Source organism: Mycobacteroides sp. H001, from assembly GCF_001440005.1.
Classification (GTDB): domain Bacteria; phylum Actinomycetota; class Actinomycetes; order Mycobacteriales; family Mycobacteriaceae; genus Mycobacterium; species Mycobacterium gwanakae.
This window is the reverse complement of sequence record NZ_LJYH01000021.1, coordinates 51,276-65,977: the sequence shown is the minus strand read 5'-3', so window position 1 is coordinate 65,977 and position 14,702 is coordinate 51,276. Positions and strand designations below refer to the sequence as shown.

The window sequence follows — 14,702 nt, the reverse complement described above, 5'->3', positions numbered from 1 at the left end:
GCCCTTCTCTTCTTGAGCGTTACTCGGAATCAGGCAGCGTGGCAGGTCCCAGACCCAGCCGCTCGACCAACCACTGCCGCAAGCCCGGACCGTAGTCGTCGCGGTCCAACGCAAAGTCAACAGCAGCCTTGAGATAGCCGCCAGGATTTCCCAGGTCGTGTCGGGATCCACGATGCACGACGACATGCACCGGATGTCCCTCATCGATCAGCAAGGCGATGGCGTCGGTGAGCTGTAGCTCGCCGCCCGCACCCCGTGGAATCCGCTTGAGCGCATCGAAGATCACCCGATCCAGCAGATACCGCCCGGCCGCGGCATAGTTCGACGGCGCGTCCTCGGCCTTAGGCTTTTCGACCATTCCCTTGACGCGCAACACATTTGGGTTGGCAGCATCGGGAACGATCTCGACGTCGAACGCACCATAGGAACTGATCTCCTCGGGCTTGACCTCGATGGCGCAGAGCACCGAGCCGCCACGCTTGGCCCGCACCTTGGCCATGGTCTCCAATACGCCCCGCGGCCACACCAGGTCATCGGGCAGCAGCACCGCGACGGCATCTTCGTCGTCGTCAAGGACCGGCTCCACACAGCCCACCGCATGCCCGAGGCCAAGCGGCTCGGCCTGGACCACCGATTGCACTTTGATGAGTCCGGGTGCGCGGCGCACCTTCTCAAGCATGGCGTGCTTACCGCGGTCCTCGAGCGTGCCCTCCAGCACCAAGTCCTCGACGAAATGCGCGACGACGCCGTCCTTGCCCTCCGAGGTGACGATCACCAGGCGTTCAGCACCGGCCTCGGCCGCCTCCTCCGCCACCAGCTCGATACCCGGGGTGTCAACCACCGGGAGTAGTTCCTTGGGCACAGTCTTGGTGGCCGGCAGAAACCGGGTGCCCAGACCTGCGGCGGGCACCACGGCGGTGCGCGGGATGGACACGTCAGGGGCCGTCATAGCCACTCACCCTAACCACTGACCACGGGATTGCGTGGGTAAGGCGGTACCGTCACGGAATCGGCTCTCCCCAGAACACCCCAGAGAACATCAAGGACGTCCTGCGGCAACAGATTGTGCAGGCACGACGGGCGATGTCGCCTACCGATCGCGAAAAACAGAACGCCGCACTCGCCGCGCATGTCGCGGCCGCGGCTTCGGGGCTCTCGGTGGTCGCCGCCTACCTGCCGGTGGGATCCGAGCCCGGGACGGTGGAGATGCTCGATGCCCTGGCCACCCGCGGTGTCCAGGTTCTGCTCCCCGTCGCACGTCATGACGCGATGGGGACCCCAACCTCACTGAACTGGGGCCAGTACCGACCCGGAGAGCTCATGGACGCACCTTTCGGGCTGCGGGAACCGGCGCCGCCGGTGTTCGGTCCCGCCGCCCTTGCCGACGCCGAGCTGGTATTCGTCCCGGCACTCGCGGTGGACAGACGGGGAAACCGGCTGGGCCGTGGCGCAGGCTTTTATGACCGATCACTGAGGTTCGCCGCAGCCTCGGTGGCGTTGATCGCACCCGTCTATGTCGGCGAGATACTCGATGACATTCCGGCCGGTCCGCACGATGTACCGGTGACCCAGGCGCTGACGGCAGACGGATTGGTCACACTCGGCTGAATCCCCAGGTCGCCCAGTGGCGGACCTAGCACTCCAAACGGTAGAGTGCTAGTGGCGTTTCATGGCTTGCCAGTTCCTGGAGGACCCCTCATGCCCACCTATTCCTATGCGTGTGCCGACTGCGGCGACAAGTTCGACATCGTCCAGGCGTTCACCGACGATGCCCTGACCGTGTGCCAGAAGTGCTCGGGCAAGCTGCGCAAGCTGTTCAACTCGGTGGGCATCGTGTTTAAGGGCAGCGGCTTCTACCGCACCGATAGCCGCTCGGGCAGCGTGGACGCCGCCTCGAAGAGCGATTCCGGCAGCAAGAGTGAATCCAAGTCCTCCGAGTCCTCGGCGAGTAGCTCATCGACGTCGAGTACTTCGAGTTCCTCCAGCTCGACATCCACCGCCACCGCATCCGCTGCCGCCAGCTGACGAGTTATCCACAGCGGCACATTGCGTGCTGACGTGGGGCTGCGCGTCGTCCTAGCGTGAGGGCATGGCCCGCTCGCCTCTCGATCCCACTGCGCTGCAGCGCGTATCGGCGGCACTCCGCCCCGATTGGGCACGCTCAGCATTGGCCCGGCGAATCGCGGCGGCGATCCTGGTGCTGTTCGCGGCGGTGCTGACATTTCGCCCCGATCCGGCCAACGATCGTGTCGAGGTGATGGTCGCCGTCCATGACCTGCATCCCGGCACGATCCTCACCGGCGATGACGTACGACTCGAAAAGCGTTCCTCGACAATCCTTCCGGACGGGGTCAGCACCAATGCGGGAACCATTGTGGGTGCGACACTCGCCGGGCCGGTTCGCCGAGGGGAAATGCTGACCGATTTACGCGTGTTGGGCCCGCGATTGGCAGAGTCGGCCGCCGGCAAGGACGCGCGCATCGTCCCGGTGCCGCTGGGTGATGCCGCCACCCTCGACATGATCCGCACCGGAGATATCGTCGACATCCTTACTGTGGCCGATCGAGGACCCGGCGCACCGGATACCGCGCCACCCGAACCCGCCGTGCTGGCCACCGGCGCCGTGGTGGTGCTGGTTTCGCCGAAACCCTCAACCAAAGGCGTTGGGACGCAGCGGGTGGTAATGGTCGCATTGCCGCCGCAGCAGGCAAATCGTGTCGCCGCAACCGCGTTAGTCCAAGCGATAACGCTGACCTTGCGTTAGTGTCAGACCATGCTCAAGGGATTCAGAGATTTTCTGCTGCGCGGCAACGTCATTGACCTCGCGGTCGCTGTGGTCATCGGCGCGGCCTTCACCGCGTTGGTCACCAAGTTCAGCGACGCCGTCATCCAGCCGCTGATCAATCGGATAGGCACCGGCCCCGATTCGGATCACCCTGCGCTCAAGGTGGGGATTGGCGGCGGCCAATATCTGGACTTCAACGTCCTGATCACCGCCACCATCAACTTCATCCTGATCGCGGCGGTCGTCTACTTCCTGGTGGTGCTGCCGTACAACACGATCAAGGAGCGGTTGGCCAAGTCGGGCGAAGAGCCTGCCGCTCAAACCGAGGCGGAATTGCTCGTCGAGATCCGCGACCTGCTGGCCGAGCAGAAGAAGACGTCCTAACTCTTCTGCCCGGCCCGCCAGGGCAATTACTTCATGTCCCAGGTTTCGCCGTAGGTGGTGACGCTGTCACCGGCGCTACTGATCAACCGGGCGTAGGGACGCAGCAGCACACCACCGGCCGCACCGGTCACCGTGCCATGCGCATTACTGACCGCAACAGCACCCTTGGGTCCGGCGATCGCCACAGAGAACGTCGCCACTTCCTGGATGCCGGGGCCGTTGCCCAGGTCAACGTTGATACCCGCCGAGGGCAGCAGGTTGGTGGTCTGAATGTATGAAGCCTCAGGGCCACCACCGAAGGCGTTCGGAATACCGTAAAGAATCGAGGTATTGGGGGTCGTGTAGTTGAAGTTCAGCCCCACACCCAGCGACCATGGGTAACCCACCTGATAACCCAGCTCCAGGGTGCCCTCAAACGTGTCCGCCGCCGGCCCCGTCACCTCGTAGGCGGCGCGGCCCGAATGAAACCACTCGCGGGTCAGGCGGTTGCGGTCGAGCGGAAACACACCATTCAAGAACGTGTCCCACTGCTGAATCCGCAGCATCCGGCCCTTGCCATCAACCAGGGTCAGCTCATCGTCCAGACCCGCATGCGCCGTCGCCGTCCCGATAACTGCCAGTCCCATCACGCCAGCCACCGCGAGTATTAATCGCATGAGGGTGTTGTGCATGACCTGCCAGATGCCACCTGTTCTCATTTAGCTCCCTCAATACTCGGGCGGATACACGCCTGGACAATGCCTGTTTCGCCAGGACCACATTGTTGCCCAAGCGGGCCAAACGTAACGGCCAAATCATCCCTGCGAGTTTCCCGAATGTTTCCGGCAAGCTAACTCACAGCCGATGCACAGATTCTGTGATTACGTACCGTTCTTAACTGCGCAGCGTCCTGCCGCGACGCACCTATTGAGTAATGGCAATTACTTCATGCCCTAGGTTTCGCCCCTGAGTGGCGACACCGTCATCCGCGGTATCAATGCCGGGCATGAGGACGCAACAGCACCCTCGCCCCGCCACACCGCAACACCACGCGACCTAGAGGGAGAAGTCAGACGCAATCGCAGTGATCCCCTGGAGCGGCAGCGCACCCCGCCTCGTCTCGGAACTCCCTTGGCCGCACGATGGCGACCTCGACCTAGGTAAGGCCGCTCATCCTGCGCGAAGAATACTTGCGTGAAAACGCCTGGTACCCGGAAGTCAGCGAAATCTCGCTACTTCATGTCCCAGGTTTCGCCGTAGGTGGTGACGCTGTCACCGGCGCTACTGATCAACCGGGCGTAGGGACGCAGCAGCACACCACCGGCCGCACCGGTCACCGTGCCGTGGGCGTTCGATACCGCAACGGCACCCTTGGGTCCGGCGATCGCCACAGAGAACGTCGCCACTTCCTGGATGCCGGGGCCGTTGCCCAGGTCAACGTTGATACCCGCCGAGGGCAGCAGGTTGGTGGTCTGAATGTAGGAGGCTTCCGGGTTGCCGCCGAAGGCGTTCGGAATACCGTAAAGAATCGAGGTATTGGGGGTCGTGTAGTTGAAGTTCAGCCCCACACCCAGCGACCAGGGGTAACCCACCTGATAACCCAGCTCCAGGGTGCCCTCAAACGCGTCTGCTCCGGGGCCCGTCACCTCGTAGACCGCGCGGCCCGAATGAAACCACTCGCGGGTCAGGCGGTTGCGGTCGAGCGGAAACACACCATTCAAGAACGTGTCCCACTGCTGAATCCGCAGTGTCCGGCCCTTGCCATCAACCAGGGTCAGCTCATCGTCCAGACCCGCATGCGCCGTCGCCGCCGTCGCAAAGAGAGCAACAAGAGTCATGACTAGGGCGCCAACCGCCAACAGACCGTGGCGGGCCCAGCCCGATACCTTGCTCAACAGCTTCATTCTTTTCCTATCAGTCCACTCATGGCGAACATGAGAATTTCCTAAGCGACGGACAGAAGGACGATATCGGCACGGTGACCACGCGGCAATCTGAACGCGAGTTCTGTTCGCGGTGGGCTCACCCAACTCTGGGCACGTACGTGAAGCCGAAGTTAGCCGAACCCAAGACATCCCCGGGTTAACAATTGGGTGAACGAGCAATTTGCTGGGAAACGCCCAGGCACGACGGGGGAACCGACACCCCGAATGGGTATCCAGACTTCGCGACCTGCCGGATTTACGCGTTCGATATGCGGGAATTCCTTAGCCGTGATGGGGCGGCACGTTATCGCGCAACCACCGATCACTTTCGTGCAAGCCGCGCGAATCGTTCACATCGCGTTCATCTGGGCCCAAAGACGGCATCGCCTGGCCGAAGATCCTGTCGATGTCCGCATTGCTGACTCTTGTTCCCCCTTCGCCACTTTTGTGGCGAAGGTCACAATCGGGACCCTCGGGGGTCGGCACCCGATCAGATCTCCAGACTCGATAGCTGTTCGATGATCTGAATCGCCATCGGTGTCACCGTGGCCATTCCATCGCGCACCGCAGCTCGCGTTCCCGCAATGTTGACCACCAGGGTGCTTCCCGAAATACCCGCCACGCCGCGTGACAGACCAGCCTCGGTGACACCTGCCGCAAGCCCCGATGACCGGATGGCCTCGGCGATGCCCAGCAGCTCACGGTCGAGCAATGGCTGAGTGGCCTCGGGGGTCACGTCGCGCGGGGTGACGCCGGTGCCGCCCACGGTCACCACGAGATCCACACCGCCGATGACCGCGGTGTTGACCGCGTTCTGAATCTCGGTCAGGTCTCCCTCGACCGCCACCACACCGTCGACCACGATTCCAGCCTCCGAGAGCAACTCGGTGACCAGCGGACCACTGGTGTCCTGGTCGCCGTGGGCCGTTCTGTCGTTGACGATGACGACCAGAGATCGCCCCACCGGTAGCACCTCAAGCTCTGTCATGGAAGCAACCGTAACGGCTCGCAGGGACATCTGAGTCATCGGGCGACCTCACCCAATGTCACATCCACGGTCTTCTCCGGTCCGCCGTTGCCATCGGTGTAGGTCAGCGTCACCTTGTCTCCCGGCGCCTTGGAACGCACGGCGGCCACGAGCCCGTCGGCGCTGTTCACCGGGCGGTTGTCCACCTTCGTGACGACCGACCCGTTCGGCACCCCGGCCTTCTCGGCGGCACCACCGGCAACCACCTCGACGATCTTGGCGCCCTGGATCTCCTTCTCATTGCCAACCCGAACTCCCAGAGAAGCGTGGGTGGCGTGGCCGTTGGCGATCAGCTGATCGGCGACCCGCTTGGCTTGGTCGACCGGAATCGCAAAGCCCAGGCCGATGGATCCACCTTGTGTCTCGCCGCTGGAATCTCCACCCATGGTCGCGATGGCGGAGTTGATGCCCACCAGCTCACCGTTCAGGTTGACCAGCGCACCACCGGAGTTGCCCGGGTTGATCGCGGCATCGGTCTGGATGGCGTCCAGCACGGTGTCCTGGTTACCCGCCTGTCCCGCGGTGAACACCGGGCGGTTCAGCGAGCTGACGATGCCCGTGGTCACCGTGCCGTCCAGACCCAGCGGAGAACCGATCGCGACAACCGACTGCCCCACAACAAGATTCGCGGAGGAGCCGAGTGCGACGGGCGTCAGGCCCGAAGCGCCGGTGATTCGGATCACGGCGATGTCGGTGGCGGGATCGATCCCCACCACGGTGAAGGGCGAGTTCTTGCCGCCCGCGATGGTGGCGGTGGTCTTGGCGCCGGGTTCACCCGCAGCCTGAACGACGTGCGCGTTGGTAAGCACCAAACCGTCGGCGGACAGGATGACCCCTGATCCCTCTTCACTCGAACGACCCATGATTGTTTCGAGCTTGACGACACTCGGAAGCACCTTGGCCGCAACCTGTTCCACCGATCCCGCGGGCAGCGCGGACACCTGTTGCGCGGCGGGCTGACGGCCCGGAGCAATAGGAGTCAAGCCGGTGCTGCCGCTGGTGACGACGGGCGCCTTGTGTTGGCGGTCGGCGACGACGGCACCCACAGTTCCGCCCAGCCCACCGGAGACCAGAGCCAGGACGGTCGCACCCACCACGAGCCCGCCACTGCGCTTCCCCCGGGGGGCCTGATTCTGCGGCTGAGGGGGACGCTGCTGGTTCGGCGGCTGCTGCTGTGAGTATCCGTATGCCTGGCCCTGATAGTGGTGGCCGGACTGCGCATGATGCGTCGGCGCTTGTTGTCCGGAGTAGTGACCGGACGGCCGGTAGGCCCAATTGCCGTGGGGGTCGTTGGTCATAGGTACTTCCTCACCCGTCCTTCATAGGCGTTCACGATCGACTAGCTCGGGTGCCACGCTGCCGGAGCGGACTGAGAATCCACTGAGATCTCCCTCGCGTTTGGCGCAGACTTCCGGCGCCCGGCGGTGTCACCCCCGTCGGGGTGCCCGACGGGTCCGGGACGGCCCGGAAGAAGCACGTGCATCGACGTACCCGGGGCCGGACTGCCGTCGACCACCGCACCAGGTTCCGTCTCCTCGACCTTGATCGCGCCACCATGTTTGAGCACAACTTGCTTCACGATGGCCAACCCCAAACCCGATCCCGGCATTCCCCGGGCCGGGGTGGCCCGGTAGAACCGCTCGAAGACCAGATCCCGTTCGGCGGGCGGAATCCCGGGCCCACGATCGGAGATCACCAGCTCGGCGTGCGCGGCGTCCACCTGGGCCAGCCGCACCGATACCGTGGTACCCGATGGGCTCCACTTCGCCGCGTTGTCGAGCAGGTTGAGAACCGCGCGCGACAGTCCTGCCGCGTCGCCGTAGACCTGCCACGGCTGCATGACGACGTCGAATTCGATGTCGTTGCGACGGCGGCGGACTCGTTCCAAAGTGCCCTCGACCACCTCGACCAGGTCTACCGGCTCATGCACGATGTCGGCACCGTCACCACGGGCCAGATCGACCAAATCGCCCACCAATGTGGACAATTCCTCGATCTGGGCGATCACATCGAGTTGCAGCGCTTCCATTTCTTCGTCGGGTAGACGGGGAGCGCCCGGTTGCATGGCGGCCATCAGCAGCTCGGTATTGGTGCGCAATGAGGTCAGCGGCGTGCGCAGCTCGTGGCCCGCGTCGGTCACCAGACGTGCCTGGCGGTCGCGGGACTCGGCCAGGGCACGCAACATGGTGTTGAAACTGATTGTGAGCCGCGCTAATTCGTCGCTGCCGGTGACGGCAATGGGCCGCAGATCATCGGTTCGGGCGACGCGTTCGGCGGCATCGGTGAGCCTGGCCACCGGCCGCAACCCGGTGCCGGCCACCACGGCTCCGGCGGCGGCCGCCACCGCCACGCCTACGCCGCCGACAATCAGCAGCACCCAGCCCAGTCGCCGCAGCACGGTATCGGTGGGGTCGAGCGATTTCGCCATGATCAGCGTGCTGCCATTGTCGAGCCTAAGTGCAAGCACGCGTTGATGATTGACGGTGCGCAGCGACTGCTCGAGCTCGCCACGGGTCACCGCCTGCTCGGGAGCGCCGTAGGGAATGATCTGTCCCTGCTGTGTCGCCGAGAACGTGATGAGCCCCGGAAAGATCAGCTTGGCGTTGACATCGGCGGAGTACGCGGTGCCTTCGATGGCGCGACGCGGGTCCACCGACAGCAGCCCACTGCCGATGAGCAGATTGGCGCGATCGTTGAGCTGCTTGTCGACATCGCGGTACAACGCCGTGGATACCAACAGGTATGACGCCACGGCCATCAGCACCACGACCATCGCCACCATCGACATCGCGAGCAGCATCACGCGCCAGCGCAGCGATACCGATGAGCTGGTTGCCCGTAGTGGAGAGAACAGTGCAGACGTCGGTCTGCGCATCCTTAGTGTCGCCATAGGGATTACGGAGGGGTCTCCCGCAGCACGTAGCCGACACCGCGAACGGTGTGGATGAGCCTGAGCTCCCCCTCGGCTTCGGTCTTGCGCCGCAGATAACCGACATACACCTCAAGTGCATTACCGGACGTCGGGAAGTCGAATCCCCACACCTCTTCGAGGATGCGGCTGCGCGTGAGCACCCGCCGGGGGTTCGTCATGAGCATTTCCAGCAGTGCGAATTCGGTACGGGTCAGGCTGATCGACCGAGTGCCCCGGTAAACCTCGCGGGTGACCGGATCGAGCGTGAGATCACCGAAGCTCAGCGTGGCAGCGTCCGCCGACTCGTCGACGGTGGTCCGGCGCAGCAGCGCCCGCATCCGGGCCAGGAGTTCCTCAAGCGCGAAAGGCTTGGGGAGGTAATCGTCGGCGCCCGCATCCAGACCCGCCACGCGCTCGGAGACCGAGTCTCGTGCGGTGAGCACCAGGATCGGCAGATCATCTCCGGTACTGCGCAGGCGACGGCATACCTCGAGTCCGTCGAGCTTGGGCATCATCACGTCGAGCACCAGCGCGTCCGGCCGGTCGGCCGCGATGACATTCAGCGCATCGACGCCGTCCTCGGCCAGATCCACCGAGTACCCATTGAAGGACAGAGACCGTCTCAACGACTCGCGCACAGCACGGTCATCATCGACTACAAGAATTCGCACAGGTACCAGTGTTAACCGTGCGGCTGAGATATTACTGAGGAAGCCTGAGAATCAGGTCTCGCGTCGTTCAGCGACGGTCGAGATCGATGAGCCCGAGGCGGGCAGCCTTGAGCAGGCGACGGGGAACCTTGTGGTTCTGTCCGCCGACAGTGACATTGACCAGCTCAGTGGCAGTGGCCTTCCACTGCGAGCGCCGGCTACGGGTGTTGGAGCGGGACATTCTCCGCTTGGGGACGGCCATGGTCGCGCCCTCTCCTTATTTCTCAGGTTTCTGTGTCATTCGCCCGCGCCGCGCCAACATGTCGGGCGCAGCGAGCGACAATCACCACACGATAGCCGGTGGCGGACATGAGCTGCAAATTTGCTCGGATCAATCCGCGCCGACACGCCGTATCGCGGCGGATTCGTATCGCATTTTCTCACCATAAGACGGCGTGTCGACGCCATCACCTGGGCTCGGCCAACCACTTGGTTGGACCGCTAGATTGACGTTTTAGTGCGTGAGGTAATTTGGCAGCGCACGAGCAGTCGATGCCGACCTCGAGAGGACCACCGTGACCACTGCGCCGGTACGAATTGGGAACTGTTCAGGCTTTTACGGTGACCGAATATCGGCCATGCACGAGATGCTCACCGGCGGTGAACTCGACTACCTGACCGGCGACTATCTGGCCGAACTGACGATGCTCATCCTCGGGCGCGACCGCGCCAAGGCCCCCGAACGCGGCTACGCCAAGACGTTCCTGCGCCAGCTCGAGCAGTGCCTGGGCCTGGCCCAGGACAAGGGCGTGAAGATCGTCGCCAACGCCGGCGGTCTGAACCCCGCGGGTCTGGCGGAGGCCATCCGCGCACTCGCGGAAAAACTGGGAATCGCGGCCAATGTCGCACATGTCGAGGGCGACGATCTCCTGCCCCGTGCCGCAGAGCTCGGACTGGGGTCACCGCTCACCGCCAATGCCTATCTCGGCGCCTGGGGCATCGTGGAATGCCTCAATTCCGGGGCCGACATCGTGGTCACCGGCCGGGTCACCGACGCCTCCGTGATCGTCGGCCCCGCCGCCGCACACTTCGGGTGGCGCCGTGACGACTACGACAAGCTCGCCGGTGCGGTCGCGGCCGGGCACATCATCGAGTGCGGCACCCAGGCCACCGGAGGCAACTACGCCTTCTTCACCGAGATCCCCGACCTTTCGCGTGCCGGGTTCCCGCTGGCCGAGGTACATGAGGACGGTTCGTCTGTCATCACGAAGCACACAGGTACCGGCGGCGCGGTCAGCGTGGGCACCGTCACCGCACAGCTGCTCTATGAGATCACCGGGGCGCGGTACGCCAACCCTGATGTCACCACCCGGATCGACAGCATCGAGCTGACCCAGGAGGGCCCCGACCGGGTGCGGGTCTCCGGTGTGACGGGCGAGGCACCACCACCGGACCTGAAGGTGTCGCTGAACGCCTTGGGTGGCTTCCGCAATCAGATGACGTTCGTGCTCACCGGACTCGATATCGACGCCAAGGCGGATCTGACCCGCAAGCAGTTGGAGTCCGCCCTGTCTTCCCCCGCGGGAGCCCCACAGGACATCCAATGGACGCTGGGCCGCACCGATCATCCGAATGCCGACACCGAACAGGCGGCCAGCGCCCTGCTGCACGTGATGGTGCGCGACTCCGACCCGAACAAGGTGGGGCGGCAGTTCTCCAACGCTGCGGTGGAGCTGGCCCTGGCGAGTTACCCCGGCTTCCACGTCACCACGCCTCCCAAGGACGGCGAACCGTACGGCGTGTTCACTCCGGGATACGTCCCCGCGGAGAAGGTTCCGCATGTGGCCGTGCTGGCCGATGGCTCGCGTATCGATATCGCGCAGGCCTCCCAGACGCTGCCCCTCGCCGACGCCCCGGCAGCGGCGCTGCCCGAACCGCTTCCGGCCGGGCCGGTACGCCGAATCCCACTGGGAACCCTCGCGGGTGCGCGCAGCGGTGACAAGGGCGGCAGCGCCAACGTCGGCGTCTGGGTGCGCACCGATGAGGAATACCGCTGGCTTGCGCACGCCCTGACCATCGATGCGCTGCGTGAGCTGCTGCCGGAAACCGAGCAGTTGGAGGTGGCGCGCTACCTGTTGCCCAAGCTGCGGGCCGTGAACTTCGTCATCCAGGACATTCTCGGCAAGGGTGTGGCCTATCAGGCCCGGTTTGACCCACAGGCCAAGGGAATTGGCGAATGGCTGCGTTCCCGTGAGATCGACGTCCCCGAATCCCTTCTGAAGGAGACAATCTAGTGGCCCAGTGGAACACCCCAGAGCGCAAGGCGCTTCGGGAGACCGTACGTGACTTCGCCGAGCGCGAGATCCTGCCGCATGTCAACGAATGGGAACGTGACGGCCTGCTTCCTCGTGAATTGCACCGCAAGGCCGGCGATCTGGGTCTGCTCGGTCCGGGTGCGCCCGAGGAGGTCGGCGGTGGCGGCGGAGATGCCATCGATCCGGTGATCGTGTGCGAGGAACTGCACTATGCCGGTGTGCCCGGCGGCGTGTTCGCTTCCCTGTTCACCTGCGGCATCTCCACACCGCACATCATCGCCTCCGGCGATCAGCGACTGATCGACAAGTACGTCAAGCCCACCCTGGCCGGTGATCTCATCGGATCGCTGGCCATCACCGAGCCCGGCGGTGGTTCCGATGTCGGGCATCTGACCACCTCGGCCAAAAAAGACGGCGATCACTACATCGTCAACGGCGCCAAGACCTTCATCACCTCCGGCGTGCGCGCCGACTACGTGGTGACCGCGGTCCGCACCGGCGGACCGGGGGCGGCCGGAGTCTCGCTGCTGCTGATCGACAAGGACACCCCGGGGTTCGAGGTCGCCCGCAAGCTCGACAAGATGGGCTGGCGTTCTTCGGATACCGCCGAGTTGTCCTTCACCGATGTGCGGGTACCCGCCGAGAATCTGGTGGGCGGCGAGAACACCGGCTTCGCGCAGATCGCCGGCGCCTTCGTATCCGAGCGAATCGGTCTTGCCGCCCAGGCATATTCGAGTGCGCAACGCTGCCTGGACCTGACCGTGGAATGGTGCAGGAACAGGGAGACCTTCGGGCGCCCCCTCATCTCCCGTCAATCCGTGCAGAACACACTCGCGGAGATGGCCCGCCGCGTCGATGTGGCGCGGGTGTACACCCACGCGCTGGTCGACCGGGCGATTGCCGGTGAAACCAACCTCATCGCCGAAGTCTGTTTCGCCAAGAACACCGCCGTCGAAGCCGGCGAGTGGGTGGCCAATCAAGGCGTTCAGTTGTTCGGAGGCATGGGCTATATGACCGAGAGCGAGATCGAACGGCAGTACCGCGACATGCGGATCATCGGGATCGGTGGCGGCACTACCGAAATCCTCACTTCGCTGGCGGCCAAGCTCCTGGGGTTCCAGTCGTGACAATCCTCCGTACCGCCGTCAACACCAGCTCTCCCGAATACGTCGACGCGGCAGCGGCCATGGCGACCAAGCTGGCCGAGGTCAATGCCGAAACTGCGAAGGCACTCGCCGGTGGCGGCGACAAATATGTTGCCCGCCATCATGAACGCGGCAAGCTGCTGGCACGTGAGCGCATCGAGCTGCTCATCGACCCCGACTCCCCGTTCCTGGAGCTGTGTCCGCTCGCGGCCTGGGGCAGCGACTTCACCGTCGGGGCTTCACTGGTCACCGGCATCGGCGTGGTCGAGGGTGTCGAGTGCATGATCGTGGCCAACGACCCCACCGTCAAGGGTGGTACCAGCAACCCCTGGACACTGCGTAAGGTACTGCGGGCCAACGATATTGCCTTCAAGAATCGCTTGCCCGTGATCTCTCTGGTGGAATCCGGTGGTGCGGACCTGCCCACGCAGAAGGAAGTATTCGTTCCCGGCGGACAGATGTTCCGCGACCTCACTCGGCTCTCGGCCGCGGGCATCCCGACGATCGCTCTGGTGTTCGGCAACTCGACCGCCGGTGGCGCCTACATTCCCGGCATGTCGGACCATGTCGTGATGATCAAGGAACGCTCCAAGGTGTTCCTGGCGGGTCCGCCGCTGGTCAAGATGGCGACCGGCGAGGAGTCCGACGATGAATCGCTCGGCGGCGCCGAAATGCACTCCCGCGTTTCCGGTTTGGGCGACTACCTGGCAGCCGATGAACAGGACGCCGTACGGCTCGGTCGGCAGATCGTCGCGCGCCTGAATTGGGTCAAGAAGGGCCCCAAGCCCGCGGCGGTCATCGAACCCATCGCAGACCAGGAGGAGCTACTCGGCATCGTCCCCGGGGACCTGCGCATTCCGTTCGATCCGCGTGAGGTCATCGCGCGGATCGTCGACGGTTCGGAGTTCGACGAGTTCAAGGAGCAATACGGCTCCTCATTGGTCACCGGCTGGGCCCGGCTGCACGGGTACCCGATCGGCATCCTCGCCAATGCGCGTGGCGTGCTGTTCAGCGAGGAAGCACAGAAGGCCACTCAGTTCATCCAGCTGGCCAACCAGACCAACACGCCACTTCTCTTCGTACACAACACCACCGGATACATGGTGGGTAAGGAGTACGAAGAGGGCGGCATGATCAAGCACGGGTCGATGATGATCAACGCCGTATCGAACTCGACGGTGCCGCATCTGTCTCTGATCGTCGGGGCCTCCTATGGCGCCGGGCACTACGGCATGTGCGGCCGCGCTTACGACCCCCGGTTCCTGTTCGCCTGGCCCAGTGCGAAATCCGCGGTCATGGGCGGCACCCAGCTAGCCGGCGTCATCTCCATCGTGAGCCGTGCCGCCGCGGCGGCACGCGGCCAGGCCGTCAACGAGGACGCGGACGCCGCCATGCGGGCTGCCATCGAGGCACAGATCGAGGCAGAGTCGCTACCTATGTTCATGTCCGGACGCCTGTATGACGACGGGGTCATCGACCCCCGCGATACCCGGGCGGTGCTCGGTATGTGCTTGTCCGCCATTGCCAATGGACCGATCGAGGGGACGTCGAACTTCGGCGTCTTCCGGATGTGAGGGTTTG

At 64.2% G+C, this 14,702-nt stretch carries 16 protein-coding genes; 7 read left to right on the top strand and 9 right to left on the bottom strand.

Annotated elements, in window-relative coordinates:
- Nucleotides 1–19: 19 nt before the first annotated feature.
- A complete protein-coding gene (locus tag AOT83_RS02200; protein WP_030094535.1) occupies nt 20–949 on the bottom strand; it encodes a UTP--glucose-1-phosphate uridylyltransferase in 930 nt (309 codons plus the stop codon).
- Nucleotides 950–1,008: 59 nt separating this feature from the next.
- Here AOT83_RS02200 and AOT83_RS02195 point away from each other — a divergent pair, with 59 nt between their 5' ends.
- The 4 genes from AOT83_RS02195 (at nt 1,009) to mscL (ending at nt 3,169) form a co-directional block, all read left to right on the top strand.
- A complete protein-coding gene (locus tag AOT83_RS02195) occupies nt 1,009–1,608 on the top strand; it encodes a 5-formyltetrahydrofolate cyclo-ligase (RefSeq protein ID WP_336886463.1) in 600 nt (199 codons plus the stop codon).
- A gap of 90 nt (nt 1,609–1,698) precedes the next feature.
- On the top strand, nt 1,699–2,025 hold the full coding sequence (locus AOT83_RS02190; protein ID WP_030094533.1) for an FmdB family zinc ribbon protein: 327 nt from the start codon (nt 1,699–1,701) through the stop codon (nt 2,023–2,025).
- Between the two features lie 64 nt (nt 2,026–2,089).
- Nucleotides 2,090–2,764, top strand: coding sequence for an SAF domain-containing protein (locus AOT83_RS02185; protein WP_030094532.1), 675 nt, complete (start codon nt 2,090–2,092; stop codon nt 2,762–2,764).
- 9 nt (nt 2,765–2,773) lie between these two features.
- The gene (gene mscL / locus AOT83_RS02180; protein WP_030094531.1) at nt 2,774–3,169 is read left to right on the top strand and encodes a large-conductance mechanosensitive channel protein MscL; all 396 of its coding nucleotides are present in this window, start codon (nt 2,774–2,776) and stop codon (nt 3,167–3,169) included.
- A 26-nt stretch (nt 3,170–3,195) separates the two neighbouring features.
- On the opposite strand, the gene AOT83_RS02175 is transcribed toward mscL, so the two are convergent.
- The 8 genes from AOT83_RS02175 to rpmF all read right to left on the bottom strand — a co-directional run bounded on the left by AOT83_RS02175 (nt 3,196) and on the right by rpmF (nt 9,923).
- Nucleotides 3,196–3,825, bottom strand: a complete 630-nt coding sequence (locus AOT83_RS02175) for an MspA family porin (RefSeq protein ID WP_044104533.1) — start codon at nt 3,823–3,825, stop codon at nt 3,196–3,198.
- A gap of 555 nt (nt 3,826–4,380) precedes the next feature.
- Nucleotides 4,381–5,052: an MspA family porin gene (locus AOT83_RS02170; protein WP_030094529.1), complete on the bottom strand. Its 672-nt coding sequence runs from the start codon at nt 5,050–5,052 to the stop codon at nt 4,381–4,383.
- A gap of 303 nt (nt 5,053–5,355) precedes the next feature.
- Nucleotides 5,356–5,559, bottom strand: coding sequence for a hypothetical protein (locus AOT83_RS28090; RefSeq protein ID WP_075907824.1), 204 nt, complete (start codon nt 5,557–5,559; stop codon nt 5,356–5,358).
- A gap of 4 nt (nt 5,560–5,563) precedes the next feature.
- Complete coding sequence (locus AOT83_RS02165) at nt 5,564–6,091, bottom strand: molybdenum cofactor synthesis domain-containing protein (RefSeq protein WP_225422036.1); 528 nt, start codon at nt 6,089–6,091, stop codon at nt 5,564–5,566.
- A gap of 5 nt (nt 6,092–6,096) precedes the next feature.
- The gene (locus tag AOT83_RS02160) at nt 6,097–7,398 is read right to left on the bottom strand and encodes a trypsin-like peptidase domain-containing protein (protein ID WP_030094527.1); all 1,302 of its coding nucleotides are present in this window, start codon (nt 7,396–7,398) and stop codon (nt 6,097–6,099) included.
- 41 nt (nt 7,399–7,439) lie between these two features.
- Nucleotides 7,440–8,975, bottom strand: coding sequence for a HAMP domain-containing sensor histidine kinase (locus AOT83_RS02155; RefSeq protein WP_030094526.1), 1,536 nt, complete (start codon nt 8,973–8,975; stop codon nt 7,440–7,442).
- A 20-nt stretch (nt 8,976–8,995) separates the two neighbouring features.
- Entirely contained in the window at nt 8,996–9,682 is a 687-nt protein-coding gene (locus AOT83_RS02150; RefSeq protein WP_030094525.1) for a response regulator transcription factor, read from the bottom strand.
- A gap of 67 nt (nt 9,683–9,749) precedes the next feature.
- The gene (rpmF, locus tag AOT83_RS02145; protein ID WP_005063395.1) at nt 9,750–9,923 is read right to left on the bottom strand and encodes a 50S ribosomal protein L32; all 174 of its coding nucleotides are present in this window, start codon (nt 9,921–9,923) and stop codon (nt 9,750–9,752) included.
- Nucleotides 9,924–10,236: 313 nt separating this feature from the next.
- Between rpmF and AOT83_RS02140 the strand changes: the two genes are divergently transcribed.
- Genes AOT83_RS02140 through AOT83_RS02130 form a run of 3 tightly spaced genes read left to right on the top strand, consistent with a single transcriptional unit; the run spans nt 10,237 to nt 14,695 of the window.
- Nucleotides 10,237–11,955, top strand: coding sequence for an acyclic terpene utilization AtuA family protein (locus AOT83_RS02140; RefSeq protein ID WP_044104193.1), 1,719 nt, complete (start codon nt 10,237–10,239; stop codon nt 11,953–11,955).
- Nucleotides 11,955–13,103, top strand: a complete 1,149-nt coding sequence (locus AOT83_RS02135) for an acyl-CoA dehydrogenase family protein (RefSeq protein ID WP_057963770.1) — start codon at nt 11,955–11,957, stop codon at nt 13,101–13,103. The genes AOT83_RS02140 and AOT83_RS02135 overlap by 1 nt, the downstream gene beginning before the upstream one ends.
- Entirely contained in the window at nt 13,100–14,695 is a 1,596-nt protein-coding gene (locus AOT83_RS02130; protein ID WP_057963769.1) for a carboxyl transferase domain-containing protein, read from the top strand. The genes AOT83_RS02135 and AOT83_RS02130 overlap by 4 nt, the downstream gene beginning before the upstream one ends.
- The last annotated feature ends 7 nt before the right edge of the window (nt 14,696–14,702 follow it).

Excerpts from the sequence above, each read along its gene's own strand:
- mscL (WP_030094531.1), top strand. The coding sequence starts at position 2,774 with ATGCTCAAGGGATTCAGAGATTTTCTGCTGCGCGGCAACGTCATTGAC.
- AOT83_RS02185 (WP_030094532.1), top strand. The coding sequence starts at position 2,090 with ATGGCCCGCTCGCCTCTCGATCCCACTGCGCTGCAGCGCGTATCGGCG.
- AOT83_RS02175 (WP_044104533.1), bottom strand. The coding sequence starts at position 3,825 with ATGCGATTAATACTCGCGGTGGCTGGCGTGATGGGACTGGCAGTTATC.
- rpmF (WP_005063395.1), bottom strand. The coding sequence starts at position 9,923 with ATGGCCGTCCCCAAGCGGAGAATGTCCCGCTCCAACACCCGTAGCCGG.
- AOT83_RS02190 (WP_030094533.1), top strand. The coding sequence starts at position 1,699 with ATGCCCACCTATTCCTATGCGTGTGCCGACTGCGGCGACAAGTTCGAC.
- AOT83_RS02200 (WP_030094535.1), bottom strand. The coding sequence starts at position 949 with ATGACGGCCCCTGACGTGTCCATCCCGCGCACCGCCGTGGTGCCCGCC.
- AOT83_RS02165 (WP_225422036.1), bottom strand. The coding sequence starts at position 6,091 with ATGTCCCTGCGAGCCGTTACGGTTGCTTCCATGACAGAGCTTGAGGTG.
- AOT83_RS02170 (WP_030094529.1), bottom strand. The coding sequence starts at position 5,052 with ATGAAGCTGTTGAGCAAGGTATCGGGCTGGGCCCGCCACGGTCTGTTG.
- AOT83_RS02160 (WP_030094527.1), bottom strand. The coding sequence starts at position 7,398 with ATGACCAACGACCCCCACGGCAATTGGGCCTACCGGCCGTCCGGTCAC.
- AOT83_RS02155 (WP_030094526.1), bottom strand. The coding sequence starts at position 8,975 with ATGCGCAGACCGACGTCTGCACTGTTCTCTCCACTACGGGCAACCAGC.